We start from the raw sequence: 17,155 nt of genomic DNA, 5'->3' as shown, positions 1-17,155 counted from the left end.
CAGGTAACCGCCCGGTACGGGTACGCACGAGGAACGAGGGAGGGGGCCGACATGGACGAGAAGGAATCACCCCGCGTGGGCGCGGCCGTCAAGAGGCGACGCAGAGCGCTCCAGCTCACCCTGGCCGTCGTCTCCTCGCGCAGCGGTCTGTCCGTGCCGTTCCTCAGCCAGGTCGAGAACGACCGCGCGCGCCCCAGTCACCGCTCGCTCGAACTGGTCGCCGACGCCCTGGAGACCACGGCCGCCGACCTCCTGGCGGCCGCCGAGGCCTCCCGTACCGTCGATGTCGTACGCGCCGCCGAGGTCTCCCCGGCCCTGCCCCCTGGTGTCCGGGCGATCGTCCGCGGCCGTCACCAGCTGCACGCCCTGGAGTTCACCGGCGAGCAGGACGCGGGACGCGAGTTCCAGCACCGGAACGACGAGCTGCTGTACGTGGCCGACGGGGCCGCCGAGGTCGAGGCCGAGGGCCGCGCGTACCGGCTGGGCCGCGGCGACACGCTGTATCTCTCCGGCGGGGTGCGCCACCGCTGGCGCGCCACCGAGGCGGGCACCCGGCTGCTCGTCGTCGCGGTCGCCGAGCACGTCGAGGCCGAGGAGGAATGAGCGCGAGGCGTGGCACGGTCAGCAGGATCGTCTCCCTCGTGCCGTCCCTGACGGAGGCCGTCGCCGTCACCGCGCCGGGCCTGCTCGTCGGGGCCACGGACTGGTGTGCCCACCCGGCCGACCTCGACGTCGCGCGGATCGGCGGCACCAAGAACCCCGACGTCCGGGCGGTCACCGCGCTCCGCCCCGACCTCGTCCTCGCCAACGAGGAGGAGAACCGCGCCGCCGACCTCGCCGAGCTGCGGGCCGCCGGGCTCGACGTCCTCGTCACCGAGATCCGCACCCTCGACCAGGGCCTGCGCGAGCTGGAGCGGGTCCTCGCCGCGTGCGGTGCGCCCCGGCGGCCCCGCTGGCTCGACGAGGCCGAGGCGGCGTGGGAGGCGGTCACCCCGGAGGGGGAGTACGCGGCCGTCGTGCCGATCTGGCGGCGCCCCTGGATGGTCCTGGGCCGTGAGACCTTCGCGGGTGATCTGCTGGCCCGCCTCGGGGTCCGCAACCTCTACGCCGAGCACCCGGAGCGCTATCCGCGGCTGCCGCTCGACGAGCTCCGCGCCGCGGCGCCCGACCTCGTCGTCCTGCCCGACGAGCCGTACCGCTTCACGCGCGAGGACGGCCCCGAGGCGTTCCCCGGGACCGCCGCCGCCCTCGTCGACGGGCGTCACCTCACCTGGTACGGGCCGTCTCTCGTCGAGGCGCCGCGGGCGCTGACGCGGGCCCTGCGAGCAGCGCACCGCTGAAGAGGCCGCGGACGGTGTGGGACCCGGCGACCAGCCAGGCCGCGACGAGGACCGCGTACAGGCCGATCGCGAGCCACCGGAAGGCCGCGAGGCCGGTGTGCTGGGCGAGCCCCTCGGCGCCGGTCACACAGGTCCCGACGGGGAAGGTGAACGCCCAGAACGTCATCGCGAAGCCCATGCCCTGCCGGTGTGCCCGCAGCACCATCGCTCCGGCGAGGGCCAGCCACAGCAGGGCGAAGCCCATGACGGGCACGCCGTAGAGGACGGCGAAGGAGGCGAAGCCGTGGGCGTACGGGGCGGGGAGCACCCCCGGGGCGACGTCGGCGAACTTGTTCGCGGCGGTCGTCGACTGGCCGAGGGGGCCGAGGACGAGGAAGAGGGTGGGGGTGAGCGCGAGGGGCAGCGGGCCGCCGGTCACGAGCCGGCCGAAGACCAGCGGCAGCATGACCAGGGTCGCGAGGAGGCTGACGCCGAACATCGCCCAGCAGGCGAGGAGCAGGGTCTCCTGGGCCTGCCCGGCGGGCAGATGGGGCACGAGCAGCGGGCCGACGGCGGCGGAGACCATGGGGGCGACGACCGGCAGCAGCCAGACCGGGGAGGCGTTCTCGATCCTGTGGTGCACGACCATGAGGTACGGGATGCCGACGGCGGCCGCCAGGCCGACGACCGTGCCGGCGGTGAACAGGACCGTGTCGAGCGCGACGGCGGCGGGGAGTCCGATCCAGTCCCGGCCCACGATCACGGCGCCGGCGCCGACCGCGAGCAGCGCCATGGACAGACAGCCGTAGAACGGTGCCATGGCGGGGTCCAGGAGGTGGGCGCGGGCCTGGTCGCGGTGGTGGATCCAGTGCACGGTGCGGGCGGCGACCAGGACGAGCAGCATCGCGAGGGACAGCGCCCAGACCGCGGCGCAGGCGGTGCGGAGGCCGGGGAGGGCGAGCGGGAGTCCGGCGCCGGCGTTGGCCACGATGGCGGTGCCCATCACGGAGGCGTACCAGTTGGGTCCGAGGTGACGGACGGAGCGGGCCGGTGAGGCGGCCGGCCGGGCGCCGGGGGTGGTGGCGCGGACGGCCGGAAGGTGAGGTGCGAGGCTTGCCATGGCTCCACCGTCGTCCGATTGCCCGGCCCCCACCAGGGATCTTGCGGCTATGACGTCATAAGCTGGCTTTATGGGCAGCAACGGGGAGCATCGCGGGGAGCGCCACGAGGAGCAGCACACGGGTGGGCGCCGGACCGAGGAGTACGGCTCCGACGTCAGGGCCCAGCTCCATCACCGGGTCCCCGATCTCGGGGCGCTCGAACTGCTCCTCGCCGTCGCCCGGCACGGGAGCCTCGGCGCCGCCGCCCGCGAGGTCGGCATCACCCAGCCCGCCGCCAGCAGTCGGATCCGTTCGATGGAGCGGCAGCTCGGCGTGGCCCTGGTGGACCGTTCGCCACGCGGTTCACGGCTGACCGACGCGGGTGCCCTCGTCACCGACTGGGCGCGGCGGATCGTCGAGGCGGCCGAGGCCTTCGACGCGGGTGCCCAGGCGCTGCGCGGGCGGCGGGACTCCCGGCTGCGGGTGGCCGCGTCGATGACGATCGCCGAGTACCTGCTGCCCGGCTGGCTGATCGCCTTGCGCGCCGAGCGTCCCGACACGGCGGTGTCGCTTCAGGCCGGGAACTCGGCGGTCGTCGCGGAGCGGCTCCTCGCGAACGAGGCGGACATCGGCTTCGTGGAGGGGCTCGCGGTGCCGGACGGGCTCGACGGGGTGGTCGTCGCGCACGACCGGCTCGTGATCGTCGCGGCACCCTCGCACCCGTGGGCCCGCCGCCGTGGCCGGCTGGACCCGGCGGAGCTGGCGGCGGCCCCGCTGGTCCTGCGGGAACGGGGATCGGGCACCCGGCAGGTCCTGGACGCCGCGCTCTCGGGCCACGGCGGGCTCGCGCGGCCGCTCCTCGAACTCGCCTCCACGACGGCGGTGAAGGCCGCCGCGGTCAGCGGGGCGGGGCCGGCCGTCCTCAGTGAACTGGCGATCGCCGAGGAACTGGCCTCGCGGCGACTGGTGGCCATCCCCGTCGAGGGGGTCGAGCTGCGCCGTGACCTCCGCGCGGTCTGGCCGACCGGTCACCGCCCGACCGGGCCGGCCCGTGACCTGCTGTCCCTGACCCGCGCCCGCCCGACGGGTTGAACGGCGGGGTTGAACGGCGGGGCCGTCCGACGGGCCGGAGGCCGGGGCCCTGGCCGGGCCGAAGGGCGGGCCGAACGGCGGGGTTGAACGGGGGCGCCGCTCGTCTGGCTGGACGGGGCGCCGCCCGACGGGCTGAACAGGGCCGCCGCTCGTCGGCTGAACGGCGGGCCGCTCGTCAGGTCGATCGGGGCCCTTCGTCGAGCCGGCGGCAGGGGTGGCTCAGACCCCCGCCGCCCGGTGCGTGATCCGTCCGTCCAGGACCGTCAGCAGGACCGGCAGGTCGGGCAGGTCCGTCGCGGGTGTGGTGAGCGGGTTGTCCGCGAAGACCGTCAGGTCGGCGCGGAACCCCGGCGCGACACGGCCGGCCTCGTGCTCCTCACCCGCCGCGTACGCCGCGGCCGTCGTCATGCCCCGCAGTGCCTCCAGCGCCGTCAGCGCCTGCTCGGGGCCGTGCGGCGCCTGCCCGAGGTCGCGGCTAGGCCGGCGGTGCCGCGCGCCGGCCATCACACCGAGCGGCGGGAACGGCGCGATCGGCCAGTCGGAGCCGAGGACCACGGTGGCCCCGGAGTCCGCCAGGTCGCGGCAGCGCCACGCGCGCGAGGCGCGCTCCTCGCCGAGACGGCGCGACCAGTTGTCGGTGTGGTCGGCCCGGGTGAAGTCGCAGCAGTGCGTGGGTTGCATGGAGGCGAGCACGCCCAGCTCCGAGAAGCGGCGCAGCGTGTCGTCGGGGACCGTCTCGATGTGCTCGACCCGGTGCCGGACCCCGCTTCCGCCGCCCGCGCGCGCCTTCTCGACGGCGTCGAGCACGTGCCGCACGGCCGCGTCGCCGATCGCGTGCGTCGCGGTCGCGACCCCGGCCCGGTGCAGCTCACCGACGATGCGGGTGTACGCGTCCGGGTCCGGCCAGAACGCGTGCGTGGACTCGCCGTGGCAGTCGGGCCGCTCCAGCCACGCGGTGCCGTTGTCGATGGTCCCGTCCATGAAGAGCTTCACGCCCGCGACCTGCCACAGCGCGCCGCCCGTGCCCTGCTGCGCGATGAGGGCCCGGACGCCGTCCGCGTCCGTGCCGGGCTGGCACCAGGGCGCCACCCGGAGCCGCAGCGCCAGTTCACCGGCCTTGTCGAGCTCCCCGTACAGGGCCAGGCTCTCGCCGTTCGCGTCCATGGCGTGACCGCCGGTGAGTCCGGCCGCCGCCATGGACCGCAGCGCCGCGGCCAGCCGTTCCCGGCTCTCCTCGGCCGTCGGGCGCGGGGCGACCCCTTCGACGAGCTCGCAGGCGGCGTCCTCCTGGAGCAGTCCGGTCGGGCGTCCGCCGGCGTCGCAGACGACCTCGGCGGAGGCCTGGCCGAAGGTGCGGGGTCCGTCGACCCCGGCGAGTTCGAGCGCCCGCCGGCTGGCGAGCGCCGAGTGGGCGTCGAAGAGCAGCAGGAACGCCGGGATCCCGTCGAGGACCGTGTCGAAGGGGGCGATGCCGACGGGGTGGTCGCCGAAGACGTTCGGGTCGAGGCCCCAGCCGAACAGCCAGTCGCCCCGGCCGAGGTCGCGGATCGCGCGGGCGAGGGCCTCGCGCACGTCGTCGAGGTCCGTGCAGTACGACAGGTCGAGGCCGTGGGTGAGCTCGGCGCCGGTCACCGGGTGCACGTGCCCGTCGACGAGGCCGGGGGTGACGACGGCGCCCTTCAGGTCCACGACGGTGGTGGCGGGCCCCGTGAGCGCGCGGATCCCGTGATCGTCGCCCAGGGCGGCGATCCGGCCGTCGTCGGAGACGGCGAGGGCCGTCTCGGGCAGGAACGCCCCCGTGCCGGGATCGAGCAGACGGGCGGAGAGCAGGACGAGTCGGGTGCGCACGGGTGGCTCCAGGGCTCCAGGAGGGGGACGGGGGCAGAGGCCGGGGGAGGCCTCGGTGAAGGGTCGGTCAGGCGGGCTCGGCCGGCGGCGGTACGTCGGTCAGCGCACCGTGCGGCAGGCCGAGTTCGCGTTCCGCCGTGGTCAGGGCCATTCGGGTCACGGCCTCCGGCCGGTCGGTCCGGTCGGAGTTGGCGTGGGCGCCGAGGCCGTCGAGCACCACCAGGATCTGGATGGCGGTGGCACGCGGGTCGTCCGTGCGGAACTCGCCGTGTGCGACGCCCTCGCGGATGAGCTGCTCCAGGCGGTCGTCGGAGGCGAGTTCCTGTTCGGTGACCCGGTCGCGGAGGACGGGCCGGTAGCGGCTGAGGTGCCGGGCGTTGATCCAGAGACGGCTGATGTCGTCGTACGCCTCGCCCGCCGAGAGGGCGAAGTAGCGCGCGAGCCATTGCGTGGGGGTCCCGTGGGGGCGGTCGGCCGGGAGCAGACCGTCGAGCTCGCCGGTGGCGGCCACGCTGAAGGCCTCGCCCACCAGATCCTCCGCCGAGGGGAAGTAGTGGCTGATCAGACCGGGTCTTACGGCGAGCTCCTCGGCGATCCGCCGCAGGGTGACGCACTCGAGCCCCTCGGTCAGGGCGACCCGGGCGGCGGTCTCCACGATCTCCGCCCGCCGGGCTTCGGGCGATTTCCGAACTCTCTTGCGCTGGACGCTTGACGACATAACCGCGATGCTATTGAGTGTGCGACCAATAAGCAACCAGGTGGGCACCACCCGCATCCGGAGGGCCGCATGGCTTCCACGATCCCCGACCCGCTCCCAGGCCCCGAGGGCGCGCAGGTCGCCCTGCAGGACACCGATCGGCCCGGCCGCATCGAGGCCCACGGCATCGATCACATCCCCGAGTCCGAGCGCCACGGCCACCCCCGCGAGCTCTTCTCCGTGTGGGCGGCGGCGAACGTCAACTACCTCAGCCTGGTCATCGGCGGCGCCCTCGTCCTGATGGGCCTGACCCTCTGGCAGGCCGTCGCCGTGATCGTCGCGGGCAACCTGTTCTGGCTGCTCCCCGGTCTCCTCGCCACCTCGGGCCCGGCCGCCGGCGCACCCAGCGAGGTGATCACCCGGGCCGTGTACGGCGTCCTCGGCAACCGCGTGAACAACGCGGTCGGCGGCTGGCTGGTCTCCGTCTGCTACTTCGCGCTCAACCTGGCCGCCGCGGCCACCGCCGCCTTCGCGCTCGTCGAGAAGGCGGGCATCACGGCCGACACCCCCGTCAAGGTGGCCGTGATCGTGGTCATCGCCGCACTCACGCTGATCATCAGCGTCTACGGGCACGGCCTGATCATCAAGCTGTACCTGCCGATCACCCTGGTCCTCGCCGCGGCCTTCGCCGTCGTCGCGTTCGCCGTCCTGCGGCACGCCGACTTCTCGTACGCCCCCGCCGAGCAGCACGGCGGAGTCGCGCTCTGGGCCCTGCTCCTCGCCGGCCTCACGATGATCGCCTCGGGCCCCCTCTCGTACACCACGAGCGCCGACTTCTCCCGCTACCTGCCCCGCACCGCCTCGAAGAAGGCGATCATCGGCTGGAACGCGCTCGGCGCCTTCCTGCCCAGCGTCGTCGTCTGCTCGCTCGGCGCCTTCGCCGCCACCGCCGTCGACATGACCGACCCGCAGACCGCGCTCCAGGAGATCCTGCCCGGCTGGTTCGTCCCGCTCTTCCTGCTCGCGCTGGTCCTCGGCACCATCTCCATCAACGCCCTGACCGCGTACAGCGCCGGACTCGCGCTCCAGGCCGTCGGCCTCCGCATCCGACGCTCCGTCAGCGTCCTCTTCGACGGGGCCGTCGCCGTCGCCCTCACCCTCTACGGGCTGCTCGTCTCGAACTTCCTCGACACCATCAGCAACGCCCTCCAGGTGATCACGGTCCTCATCGGCCCCCTCATGGCGGTCTACGCCACCGACGTCCTGCTGCGCCGCTGCCGCTACGACGGCCCCGCGCTCTCGGACGAGACCCCCGGCAGCCCGTTCTGGTACACCGCCGGCGTCAACCCGGCCGGTGCCCTCGCGATCGGCGTCGCCGTCACCGCGGCGGCCCTCTGCGTCAACACCCTCTACACGGGCCCGATCGCCGCGGCCCTCGGCGGCATCGACCTCTCCCTCCCCGTCGGCATGGTCGTCGCCGCCACCCTCTACGCCCTCCTCATGCGCAAGGACCGCACCCTGCTCGCCGCCCGGGCGGAGGCGTGAACAGCCCTCGCCGTCCGGCCCTCCGGATCACCGGGGACACCCCCCGCCGACGCGGAGAGGACCGCGGCCGCCAGGCCCGCGCCGGCATCACGCGCGCGTGGCAGGTGTACGAGGAGCTCTTCGCGACCGTCGCCGCAGGGAACGCCCGGACGCTGGACGTGTCCGCCCTCGCCCTCCGCACCGTCCGGGCGGCCCGGGCCTGGGCGCCGGAGCTCGTCGAGGAGATGGAGGGAGTCGCCGAGGGCGCCGGAATGCCGTTCTGGACGATCGCCGCGCTCAACGCCCGCACCGAGATCCTCGCCGAGGCGGGCGCGCCCCGCACGGGCGAGTGCTCCACCCTCGTCCGCCACGGCCCCCGGACCACCGGCGGCCAGTGCTGGGACTGGCACCGGGAACTCGCCGACGCCTGGCATCTCCAGACCGTGACCGGGGACGCCCAGGGCTTCGCCGGGATCACCGAGCACGGCATCCTCGCGAAGATCGGCGTCAACGAGGCCGGCGTGGGCGTGCTCTTCAACATCCTCGGCCACGCGGACGACGCCGCGACCGGCGTGCCCGTCCATCTGGTCGCCCGTCAGGTGCTCGGCTCGGCAGGATCGTTCGCCGAGGCCGTCGCCCTCCTGACCGGCGCCCCCGTCTCGGCCTCCACGGTCATCACCGTGGTGACGGCGGACCGGGCGGCGTCCGTGGAACTCGCCCCGGCCGGCTCGGCCGTGGTCTTCCCGGACGACCGGGGCCGGCTGGTCCGCACCAACCACTTCCTCGCCCCGGCCCTGGCCGCCGGGGAACTGCGCGGCCGCCGGGACCCGGAGACGTACGACCGCCACCGACTGCTCACGGAACGCGTGCGCACGCACGACGGCGGGCTCGGCCCCGACGCGCTCGCCGGCCTGCTCACCGCCCATCGGGACGACGGCGCCGAGATCTGCTGCCACGCCCCGGCCGAAGGCCGCCTCGGCAGCCGGTGGGCGACCCTCGCCACCGTGGCCGTCGACCCGGCCGAGCGGTGCCTGAGGGTGCACGACGGAGGCCCCTGCTCAGCGGGCCCGGAGACCTGGACCCCGCTCGCCGCGCCCCGGCGCTGAGACGGAGCGCGCCGTCCACGCCGCGCCCTCCACCCCGTGCCCGCCACCCCGCACCCTCCACCGCGCACCCGCTACTACGCACCCGCCACTACGCCCCCGCCACTACGCCCCGGTGCCGCGCCCGCCGGAGCACACAGGTGCCGAGCGCGTGCCGTGCGGGGCCTTCAGCCCCGGCGTGCTCCCGCCGCCTCGACCAGGCCCCGCATCACCCGCAGGTCGTCGCCCATCTCCGGATGCCACTGGACGCCCAGGGCCCAGGCCGGATCGGCCAGCTCGACCGCCTCCACCGTGCCGTCCTCCGCGTGGGCGGAGACCGCGAGCCCCGCGCCCAGCCGGTCCACGGCCTGGTGGTGGTAGGTCGGGACCTCGGTGAGCTCGGGCACCAGGGAGGCGTACCGGCTCCCCGGCACCGGCTTCACCGCGTGCCGGCCGATCACCCCGACCGCCTCGACGTGCCCGTCCAGGTGCTGGACCAGCGTCCCGCCCCGGGCCACGTTCAGGAGCTGCATGCCCCGGCAGATGCCGAGCAGCGGGGTCCCCGAGACGAGGGCCGCGTCGATCAGGGCCAGCTCCCATGCGTCCCGCTCCCGGGCCGGCGGGCCGGTACGGGCGTCGGGCTCGGCCCCGTACCGTACGGGCTCCACGTCCGCCCCGCCCGCGATCACCAGTCCGTCGAGCCGGGCCACGACCGCCGCGGCGGCCTCCGGCGCGTCCGGCGGCAGCATCACCGCGATCCCCCCGCTCTCCTGGACGAGCCGCGGGTACGGCGCGGGGAGCAGCGCGGCCCGCATGTCCCACACGCCCCAGCGGGCCTGGTCCAGGTAGGTGGTCACGCCGATGAGCGGCTTGGACACGGAACGTCCTCCGGGAGAGCGGTGTACGGATCGGGTGGGGGAGACACGGGCGGGGGGTCGGGTGCGGACGGTCAGTCGCGGGCGAGTTCGGCCTCGGCGGCCGCGAGCGCGGCGAACTCCTCCTCGGGCGCCCTGGCCACCAGATGGTGTCGACTGTAGAACGCGAAGTAGGCGAGGGCGATCGCGTACACCCCGAGGGCCATGAACGCCGCCGTCCGGTCCACCAGGAAGGTCGCGACGAGGGCCGACAGGGCCAGGACGAACGCCACCGACGAGGTGACGACCCCGCCGGGTGTCCGGTACGGCCGGTTCAGGCCCGGCTCGCGGCGCCGCAGCACGATGTGGGAGAGCGCCATCAGGGCGTACGAGATGGTGGCGCCGAACACGGCGATGTTGAGCATCCGGGCCCCGTCCCCGGTCCCGGCGGCCAGCGCGAAGCCGATCGCGCCCGGGATGAGGAGTCCCAGGTACGGCGACTTGCGGCGGCTGGTGAGGGAGAGGAAGCGGGGCAGGTAGCCCGCCCGGGAGAGGGCGAACAGCTGGCGCGAGCCGGCGTAGATGAGGGAGAAGAAGGAGGCGACCAGTCCGGCGAGGCCCGCGTAGTTCACGAAACGGCTGAGCGCGGTCGGCTCCCCGTCGCCCTGGAGCGCCACGACCAGCGGGTTTCCCGCCTCCTGGACGGCGGCCGCGCCGCGCGCCCCGGTCGCGGCGAAGAAGGTCATCACGGCGAGCAGCACCAGGATGCCCATGGAGATCGCGAGCGCCTTCGGCATCGACCGCACCGGGTCCTTCGCCTCCTCGGCGGCGAGCGGCACGCCCTCCACGCCGAGGAAGAACCACATGCCGAAGGGGAACGCGGCCCAGATCCCGAGCAGACCGAACGGCAGCCAGGAGTTGGCCCCGAAGGCCTCCCCGTCGACCGGGATGTCGTTCAGCCCGTCGACGTGGAAGTCGGTGAGGGCGCCGAGTGCGAAGACGACGAGCGCGGCGACGGCGATGGCCGTCACGATCAGGCTGAAGCGCAGCGCCTCGCCCACGCCCCACAGATGGATCCCGATGAAGAGCGCGAAGCAGACCAGATAGACGGGCCAGCCGGACTCCAGGCCGAACAGGCCGAGGGATTCGACGTAGTCGCCGATGAAGATGGAGATCGCGGCGGGCGCGAGGATGTACTCGATGAGGATCGCGGTGCCGGTGAGGAACCCGCCCCAGGTGCCGAGCGCCCGGCGGGCGAAGCCGTAACCGCCGCCCGCGGTGGGCAGGATGGCGGAGAGTTCGGCGAGGGCGAAGACCAGACAGGCGTACATCGCGCCCATCAGGACGGTGGCGATGGCGAGTCCGCCGAAACCGCCCTTGGAGAGGCCGATGTTCCAGCCGGAGAAGTCCCCGGAGACGACGTAGGCGACGCCGAGCCCGGTGAGCAGCAGCCACCCGGCGCTGCCGCGGCGCAGGGCGCGGCGCTCCAGATAGTCGTCCTGCGGTGGGGTGGTGCCTCCGGAACTCCCGGTGGTTTCTTCGAGCGTCATGGCAGCGTCAGCTCCCCGCAACGGGCCCAATGGATTGGAGCCATACCTTTGCGGTGCCGACGGGAGAGCGCAACCCCCGTGCGTTACTTTCGGGTTACGTACCCGGAGACGCCCGTCTCATGTCAGGAACCCGCGCAGCAGCGCCGCCGTCCCCGAGCAGTGCTCCCGCATCACCTCGCGCGCCGCGTCCGCGTCCCCGTCCAGGACCGCCTCCACCAGGGCGGTGTGCTGGTGCTGGGAGTGCTCCAGGTTGCGAACGAGCAGCGGGATGCAGTCGAGGAGGTCGTTCACGGTCGCCCGGACGGCGGCGTACTGCGCGGTCAGCGTCGGTGAGCCGGACAGCTCGGCCAGGGTGAGGTGGAGCAGCGTGTCCTGACGGCGGTAGTCGGCCAGCGGGGCGTCATGGGTCGCCGCGACGGCGGTCCGCAGCCGCTCGGCGCCCGCCGCGTCGAGGCCGTGGGCCGCGCAGAGCCCGGCGGCCCCGACCTCCAGGACCTCCCGGAAGCGCAGGGTGTCCTCCATGTCGACCGTGGCGATCCGGCGGCGCAGCTCGTCCTCGTCGGCGGTCTGGACGCGGGGGAGCACGAACGTCCCGCCGTAGCGGCCGCGCCGGCTCTCCACGAGGCCCTGCTCCTGGAGGACCTTGAGGACCTCGCGCAGGGTCACCCGGCTGATCCCCATCCGGTCGGCCAGCTCCCGCTCGGCGGGCAGCCGCTCCCCGCCGGGCACGAGTCCGAGCCGCACCACCTGGAGGATCTGCTCCAGGGCCTCCTCGAAGCCGTTGCCCGCCCGGACCGGCCGCAGCACGGGCGTCAGCCGGTCCGCCGATTCACTCGTACTGGCCACGTTGTCGATTCCCTCTCGTCAGCACTTCCCAAGCAATGGTCTTCCGCAATACCTTATGGCTTCCGGCAGGCCGAAGGAGGAGTAATCCCGTGGCAGACCGCAAACCCCCGCTCGCCGTCGAGGAGCTCCGTGCCCTCGTCGCGAGCGGCGAGATCGACACCGTCGTCCTGGCCTTCCCCGACATGCAGGGGCGGCTCCAGGGCAAGCGGTTCGCCGCCCCGTTCTTCCTGGACGAGGTACTCCGCCACGGCACCGAGGGCTGCAACTATCTTCTGGCCGTCGACACCGAGATGAACACCGTCGACGGCTTCGAGATGTCCTCCTGGGACCGCGGCTACGGCGATTTCGCGATGCACCCCGACCTCACCACCCTCCGCCGACTCCCCTGGAACGAGGCCACCGCCATGGTGACGGCGGACCTCGCCTGGGGCGACGGCACCCCCGTCGTCGCGGCGCCCCGCCAGATCCTCCGGCGCCAGCTGGAGCGCCTCGCGGAACACGGTTTCACCGCCCACGTCGGCACCGAGCTCGAGTTCATCGTCTTCAAGGACAGCTACGAGCAGGCATGGGACGCGAACTACCGCGGCCTCACCCCCGCCAACCAGTACAACATCGACTACTCCGTCCTCGGCACCGGTCGCATCGAACCCCTCCTGCGCCGCATCCGCAACGAGATGACCGGCGCCGGACTCACCGTCGAGTCCGCCAAGGGCGAGTGCAACCCCGGCCAGCACGAGATCGCCTTCAAGTACGACGAGGCCCTCGTCACCTGCGACGGACACGCCGTCTACAAGACGGGCGCCAAGGAGATCGCCGCCCAGGAGGGCTACTCGCTCACCTTCATGGCGAAGTACGACGAGCGCGAGGGCAACTCCTGCCACATCCACCTCTCCCTCCAGGACGCCGAGGGGACGAACGTGATGGCCGGGGACGACCCGCACGGGATGTCCGCGACCATGCGGCACTTCCTCGCCGGACAGCTCGCCGCCCTCCGGGACTTCTCCCTGCTCTACGCCCCCAACATCAACTCCTACAAGCGGTTCCAGCCCGGCTCCTTCGCACCCACCGCCGTCGCCTGGGGCCACGACAACCGCACCTGCTCGCTCCGGGTCGTCGGCCACGGCCGCTCCACCCGCTTCGAGAACCGCCTCCCCGGCGGCGACGTCAACCCGTACCTCGCCGTCGCCGGACTGGTCGCCGCGGGCCTGCACGGCATCGAGCAGCAGCTCGAACTTCCGGAGCCCTGCACCGGGAACGCCTACACCGCCGAGTACGCGCACGTGCCGAGGACCCTGCGCGAGGCGGCCGAACTCTGGGAGACCAGCGAGATCGCCAAGGCCGCCTTCGGGGACGAGGTCGTCGCCCACTACCGCAACATGGCGCGCGTCGAGCTCGACGCCTTCGACGCTGCCGTGACGGACTGGGAACTGCGCCGCTCCTTCGAACGCCACTGACGCGAACCCTCTGGGACCGACGCCACCGACGCGAACCCCTCTGACACGCACACCGCCGAGAGGAACGAGTTGCTCCAGGTACTGAACCCGGCGACCGAGGAGACGGTCGCCACCGTCCCCGCAGCCACTGCGGGCGACGTGGACGCCGCCGTCGCACGGGCCGCCGCCGCCCAGCGCGGCTGGGCCGCCGCCGCCCCGGCCGACCGGGCCCGGCTGCTCCGCCGCTTCGCCGCCGTCGTCGACGACCACGTCGAGGAACTGGCCCGCCTCGAGGTCACCCAGGCGGGCCACACCATCGGCAACGCCCGCTGGGAGGCCGGCAACGTCCGCGACCTGCTCGACTTCTCCGCCGGGGGAGTGGAGCGCCTCAACGGACGCCAGATCCCGGTGGCCGGCGGCCTGGACATCACGATCCTCGAACCGCTCGGGGTCGTCGGCGTCATCGCCCCCTGGAACTTCCCCATGCCGATCGCCGCCTGGGCCACCGCACCCGCCCTCGCCGCCGGCAACGCCGTCCTCCTCAAGCCCGCCGAGACCACCCCGCTCACCGCGCTCCGGCTCGCCGAACTCGCCCTGGAGGCGGGCCTGCCCGAAGGCCTCTTCCAGGTCCTCCCCGGCACCGGCCCGGTCGCGGGCAACGCCCTGGTCGAACACCCCGGTGTCGCCAAGATCGTCTTCACCGGCTCCACCCGGGTCGGCAAGTCGATCATGGCGAAGTGCGCCGGCCAGGTGAAGCGGGTCACCCTCGAACTCGGCGGCAAGAGCCCCAACATCGTCTTCGCCGACGCGGACCTCGAAGCCGCCGCCGCTGCCGCGCCCATGTCGTTCCTCGACAACAGCGGCCAGGACTGCTGCGCCCGTACGCGCATCCTCGTCCAGCGGAGCGCGTACGACCGCTTCATGGAGCTGCTCACCCCCGCGATCGAGGAGATCGTCGTCGGCGACCCCGCCGACGAGCGCACCCAGATGGGCCCGCTCATCTCCCGCGCCCAGCTCGACCGCGTCCGCTCCTACGTGCCGGACGACCTCCCCGGAATCCGCGGCAAGGCCCCCGAGGGCCCCGGCTTCTGGTTCCCGCCGACCCTCCTGACCGGCGTCTCCGAGGACGCCCCCTGCGCCGTCGAGGAGGTCTTCGGACCCGTCGCCGTCGTCCTCCCCTTCGAGGACGAGGCCGACGCGATCCGCCTCGCGAACGCCACCGAGTACGGCCTGTCCGGCTCGATCTGGACCCGGGACGTCGGCCGCGCCCTGCGCGCCTCCCGCGCCGTCCGGGCCGGCAACCTCTCCGTCAACTCCCACTCCAGCGTCCGCTACTGGACCCCGTTCGGCGGCTACCAGCAGTCCGGCCTCGGCCGCGAACTCGGCCCCGACGCCCTGACCGCCTTCACCGAAACCAAGAACGTCTTCATCAGCACGGAGGCCTGAGTACACATGACCAGCACCAGCACCGAAGAGATCGTCTGCCGCCGGCTCGTGGGCCGCACCGCCGTCATCACCGGAGCAGGCAGCGGCATCGGCCTCGCCACCGCCCGGCGCCTCGCCTCCGAGGGGGCCGACGTCGTCTGCGGGGACATCGACGAGACCGCCGGCAAGGCCGCCGCCGAGGCCGTCGGGGGCATCTTCGTGAAGGTCGACGTCACCGACCCGGAGGAGGTCGAGGCGCTGTTCCGCACGGCCTTCGAGACCTACGGCTCCGTCGACATCGCCTTCAACAACGCGGGCATCTCGCCCCCGGAGGACGACTCCATCCTGGAGACCGGCCTGGAGGCCTGGAAGCGCGTCCAGGACGTCAACCTCACCTCGGTCTACCTGTGCTGCAAGGCCGCGCTGCCGTACATGCGCCGCCAGGGCAAGGGCTCCATCATCAACACCGCCTCCTTCGTCGCGATCATGGGCGCGGCCACCAGCCAGATCTCGTACACCGCCTCCAAGGGCGGCGTGCTCGCGATGTCCCGCGAGCTGGGCGTCCAGTTCGCCCGCGAGGGCATCCGCGTCAACGCCCTCTGCCCCGGGCCCGTCAACACCCCGCTCCTCCAGGAACTCTTCGCCAAGGACCCGGAGCGGGCCGCGCGCCGCCTCGTCCACATCCCCGTCGGCCGCTTCGCCGAGCCCGAGGAGATCGCGGCCGCGGTCGCCTTCCTCGCGAGCGACGACTCGTCCTTCGTCAACGCCAGTGACTTCCTGGTCGACGGAGGCATCGCGGGCGCGTACGTGACGCCCCTCTAGACCGCCGCCACACCCCCCACACCCCCCCACATCCCCACCCGGCAGCCGGGCGTCGCAAGGCGCCCGGCTGTTCGGCGTCCGCCGCAGCCCCGACAGGAGAGTGATCATGAACCAGCGTGCCCGGCTCCGTACGTCCGCCGTCACCGCCGCCCTCGCCCTCGCGACGACGAGCCTCGTCTCCGCCACCACCGCCGAGGCCGAGCCCGGGGACCACCGGACGCCGCCCCGGCCCTGCCCCACCCTGACGGTCTCCGAGGGCTGGTACGGCGACAACAGGGCTCGTATCGACGCCCTCGTGGCCGACCACTGCCGGGACAAGGGGAGGAAGCCCGTCGCGGTCTTCGACTGGGACAACACCGTCGTCAAGAACGACGTCGGCGACGCCACCTTCCACTGGCTCCTCCGCAACGACCGCATCCGCCCGCCCCGGCACGGCGACTGGTCCACCACCAGCCGCCACCTCACCCCGGAGGCGGCCACCGCCCTCGCCGCAGCCTGCCCCGCCGGCGTACGCGTCCTGCCCACGGCCACCGACACCCGCTGCGCCGACGAACTCCTCTCCGTCTACGCCTCGGGCACCACCACGGCCGGGAAGACCGCCTTCGCCGGACACGACCGCCGCCGGATGGAGCCCCAGTACGCCTGGCTCGCCCAGCTCCTGCACGGCTGGACCACCCGCCAGGTCGAGTCGTTCGCCGCCGCCGCCCGCGCCGAGAACCTCGCCGCGCCGCAGGGTGCCACCCAGCGCGTGGGCACCTCCCTGGTCACCGGCTGGGTCCGGTACTACCCGCAGCAGCGCGATCTGATCCGTACCCTCCGGGACGCCGGCTTCGACGTCTGGATCGTCTCCGCCTCGCCCGAACCCGTCGTCGACGTCTGGGCGAAGGGCGTCGGCGTCGCCCCCTCCCACGCCATCGGCATCCGCAACACCACCGACCGCGGCCGGCTCACCGCCCACCTCAAGGGCTGCGGGACGGTACGGGACGGCGCGGACACGATGATCACGTACATCGACGGCAAACGCTGCTGGATCAACCAGGAGATCTTCGGGGTCCGCGGCCCCGCCGCCGAACGGGTGCAGCCCGCCTCCCGGCGCCAGGTCTTCGCCGCGGGGGACTCCGACACCGACGTCTCCTTCCTGCGGGACGCCACCGGCCTGCGGCTGGTCCTCAACCGCAACAAGAACGAACTCATGTGCCGGGCGTACGAGAACGGCGACGGCCGCTGGATCGTCAACCCCATGTTCATCGAGCCGAAGCAGCGGAAGGCCACCCCGTACCCCTGCGCGAGCACCGGCTACACGGCGGGCGACGGCAGGGCGGAGCCGGTCCGCCGGTCCGACGGAAGCGTGATCCCGGACCAGCCGGACAGGGTCTTCTGACGGCTCCGGCGGCTTCCAGCAGCCTTCAGGAGCTGCTGGAAGCGCTGAAGGCCTAGTCTTCTGAGTCGGGAGTTCTGTTCAGATGTATAGGCTTGGTCTATGGCACGTACCGGGCGGCCGAAGGCCGCGTTGATCTTGTCGGATGAGGAGCGGGCCGCACTCGAGGGATGGGTGCGGCGCCG

At 73.3% G+C, this 17,155-nt stretch carries 15 protein-coding genes; 9 read left to right on the top strand and 6 right to left on the bottom strand.

The genetic code is table 11. The annotated features are described in order from the left end of the window. Positions 1-51: 51 nt before the first annotated feature. Positions 52-603 (top strand): helix-turn-helix domain-containing protein, encoded by a 552-nt coding sequence (locus ACZ4XX_RS31735; RefSeq protein ID WP_468511316.1) that lies wholly within the window; start codon positions 52-54, stop codon positions 601-603. Further along, positions 600-1,340 (top strand): helical backbone metal receptor, encoded by a 741-nt coding sequence (locus ACZ4XX_RS31730; protein WP_468511315.1) that lies wholly within the window; start codon positions 600-602, stop codon positions 1,338-1,340. Before ACZ4XX_RS31735 ends, ACZ4XX_RS31730 begins: the two co-directional genes overlap by 4 nt. Here ACZ4XX_RS31730 and ACZ4XX_RS31725 read toward each other — a convergent pair. Continuing rightward, positions 1,267-2,439, bottom strand: a complete 1,173-nt coding sequence (locus ACZ4XX_RS31725) for a TDT family transporter (protein ID WP_468511314.1) — start codon at positions 2,437-2,439, stop codon at positions 1,267-1,269. The genes ACZ4XX_RS31730 and ACZ4XX_RS31725 overlap by 74 nt on opposite strands. A 70-nt stretch (positions 2,440-2,509) precedes the next feature. Between ACZ4XX_RS31725 and ACZ4XX_RS31720 the strand changes: the two genes are divergently transcribed. Further along, the gene (locus tag ACZ4XX_RS31720) at positions 2,510-3,511 is read left to right on the top strand and encodes a LysR family transcriptional regulator (RefSeq protein ID WP_468511313.1); all 1,002 of its coding nucleotides are present in this window, start codon (positions 2,510-2,512) and stop codon (positions 3,509-3,511) included. 219 nt (positions 3,512-3,730) lie between these two features. On the opposite strand, the gene ACZ4XX_RS31715 is transcribed toward ACZ4XX_RS31720, so the two are convergent. Beyond that, a complete protein-coding gene (locus ACZ4XX_RS31715) occupies positions 3,731-5,359 on the bottom strand; it encodes an amidohydrolase (protein WP_468511312.1) in 1,629 nt (542 codons plus the stop codon). A 67-nt stretch (positions 5,360-5,426) separates the two neighbouring features. After that, a complete protein-coding gene (locus tag ACZ4XX_RS31710; protein WP_468511311.1) occupies positions 5,427-6,077 on the bottom strand; it encodes a TetR/AcrR family transcriptional regulator in 651 nt (216 codons plus the stop codon). Between the two features lie 69 nt (positions 6,078-6,146). Between ACZ4XX_RS31710 and ACZ4XX_RS31705 the strand changes: the two genes are divergently transcribed. Together ACZ4XX_RS31705 and ACZ4XX_RS31700 are read left to right on the top strand one after the other, a co-directional pair. Beyond that, a complete protein-coding gene (locus tag ACZ4XX_RS31705; protein WP_468511310.1) occupies positions 6,147-7,601 on the top strand; it encodes a purine-cytosine permease family protein in 1,455 nt (484 codons plus the stop codon). Continuing rightward, positions 7,598-8,686 (top strand): C45 family autoproteolytic acyltransferase/hydolase, encoded by a 1,089-nt coding sequence (locus ACZ4XX_RS31700; protein ID WP_468511309.1) that lies wholly within the window; start codon positions 7,598-7,600, stop codon positions 8,684-8,686. The genes ACZ4XX_RS31705 and ACZ4XX_RS31700 overlap by 4 nt, the downstream gene beginning before the upstream one ends. Before the next feature lie 164 nt (positions 8,687-8,850). Here ACZ4XX_RS31700 and ACZ4XX_RS31695 read toward each other — a convergent pair whose 3' ends face one another. From ACZ4XX_RS31695 to ACZ4XX_RS31685, 3 genes are all read right to left on the bottom strand, one after another. After that, positions 8,851-9,540 (bottom strand): gamma-glutamyl-gamma-aminobutyrate hydrolase family protein, encoded by a 690-nt coding sequence (locus ACZ4XX_RS31695; protein ID WP_468511308.1) that lies wholly within the window; start codon positions 9,538-9,540, stop codon positions 8,851-8,853. A gap of 71 nt (positions 9,541-9,611) precedes the next feature. Beyond that, on the bottom strand, positions 9,612-11,066 hold the full coding sequence (gene eat / locus ACZ4XX_RS31690) for an ethanolamine permease (protein WP_468511307.1): 1,455 nt from the start codon (positions 11,064-11,066) through the stop codon (positions 9,612-9,614). A gap of 117 nt (positions 11,067-11,183) precedes the next feature. After that, positions 11,184-11,912, bottom strand: a complete 729-nt coding sequence (locus ACZ4XX_RS31685) for a FadR/GntR family transcriptional regulator (RefSeq protein WP_073914967.1) — start codon at positions 11,910-11,912, stop codon at positions 11,184-11,186. A gap of 89 nt (positions 11,913-12,001) precedes the next feature. Between ACZ4XX_RS31685 and ACZ4XX_RS31680 the strand changes: the two genes are divergently transcribed. The 4 genes from ACZ4XX_RS31680 to ACZ4XX_RS31665 all read left to right on the top strand — a co-directional run bounded on the left by ACZ4XX_RS31680 (position 12,002) and on the right by ACZ4XX_RS31665 (position 16,973). After that, the gene (locus ACZ4XX_RS31680; RefSeq protein WP_468511306.1) at positions 12,002-13,366 is read left to right on the top strand and encodes a glutamine synthetase family protein; all 1,365 of its coding nucleotides are present in this window, start codon (positions 12,002-12,004) and stop codon (positions 13,364-13,366) included. Positions 13,367-13,435: 69 nt separating this feature from the next. Then, positions 13,436-14,791, top strand: coding sequence for an aldehyde dehydrogenase family protein (locus ACZ4XX_RS31675; protein ID WP_468511305.1), 1,356 nt, complete (start codon positions 13,436-13,438; stop codon positions 14,789-14,791). A gap of 6 nt (positions 14,792-14,797) precedes the next feature. After that, complete coding sequence (locus tag ACZ4XX_RS31670) at positions 14,798-15,592, top strand: 3-oxoacyl-ACP reductase (protein ID WP_468511304.1); 795 nt, start codon at positions 14,798-14,800, stop codon at positions 15,590-15,592. Positions 15,593-15,698: 106 nt separating this feature from the next. Beyond that, entirely contained in the window at positions 15,699-16,973 is a 1,275-nt protein-coding gene (locus tag ACZ4XX_RS31665; protein WP_468511303.1) for an HAD family hydrolase, read from the top strand. Positions 16,974-17,155: the final 182 nt, after the last annotated feature.

The organism is Streptomyces sp. NPDC029956 (assembly GCF_055574655.1).
The sequence above is the reverse complement of the archived record's forward strand: the minus strand, read 5'-3'. Positions and strand labels throughout refer to the sequence as shown.

Coding starts and splice junctions, on each gene's coding strand:
- ACZ4XX_RS31730 (WP_468511315.1), top strand. CDS start 600: ATGAGCGCGAGGCGTGGCACGGTCAGCAGGATCGTCTCCCTCGTGCCG.
- ACZ4XX_RS31665 (WP_468511303.1), top strand. CDS start 15,699: ATGAACCAGCGTGCCCGGCTCCGTACGTCCGCCGTCACCGCCGCCCTC.
- ACZ4XX_RS31720 (WP_468511313.1), top strand. CDS start 2,510: ATGGGCAGCAACGGGGAGCATCGCGGGGAGCGCCACGAGGAGCAGCAC.
- ACZ4XX_RS31670 (WP_468511304.1), top strand. CDS start 14,798: ATGACCAGCACCAGCACCGAAGAGATCGTCTGCCGCCGGCTCGTGGGC.
- ACZ4XX_RS31725 (WP_468511314.1), bottom strand. CDS start 2,439: ATGGCAAGCCTCGCACCTCACCTTCCGGCCGTCCGCGCCACCACCCCC.
- ACZ4XX_RS31705 (WP_468511310.1), top strand. CDS start 6,147: ATGGCTTCCACGATCCCCGACCCGCTCCCAGGCCCCGAGGGCGCGCAG.
- ACZ4XX_RS31710 (WP_468511311.1), bottom strand. CDS start 6,077: ATGTCGTCAAGCGTCCAGCGCAAGAGAGTTCGGAAATCGCCCGAAGCC.
- ACZ4XX_RS31735 (WP_468511316.1), top strand. CDS start 52: ATGGACGAGAAGGAATCACCCCGCGTGGGCGCGGCCGTCAAGAGGCGA.
- eat (WP_468511307.1), bottom strand. CDS start 11,066: ATGACGCTCGAAGAAACCACCGGGAGTTCCGGAGGCACCACCCCACCG.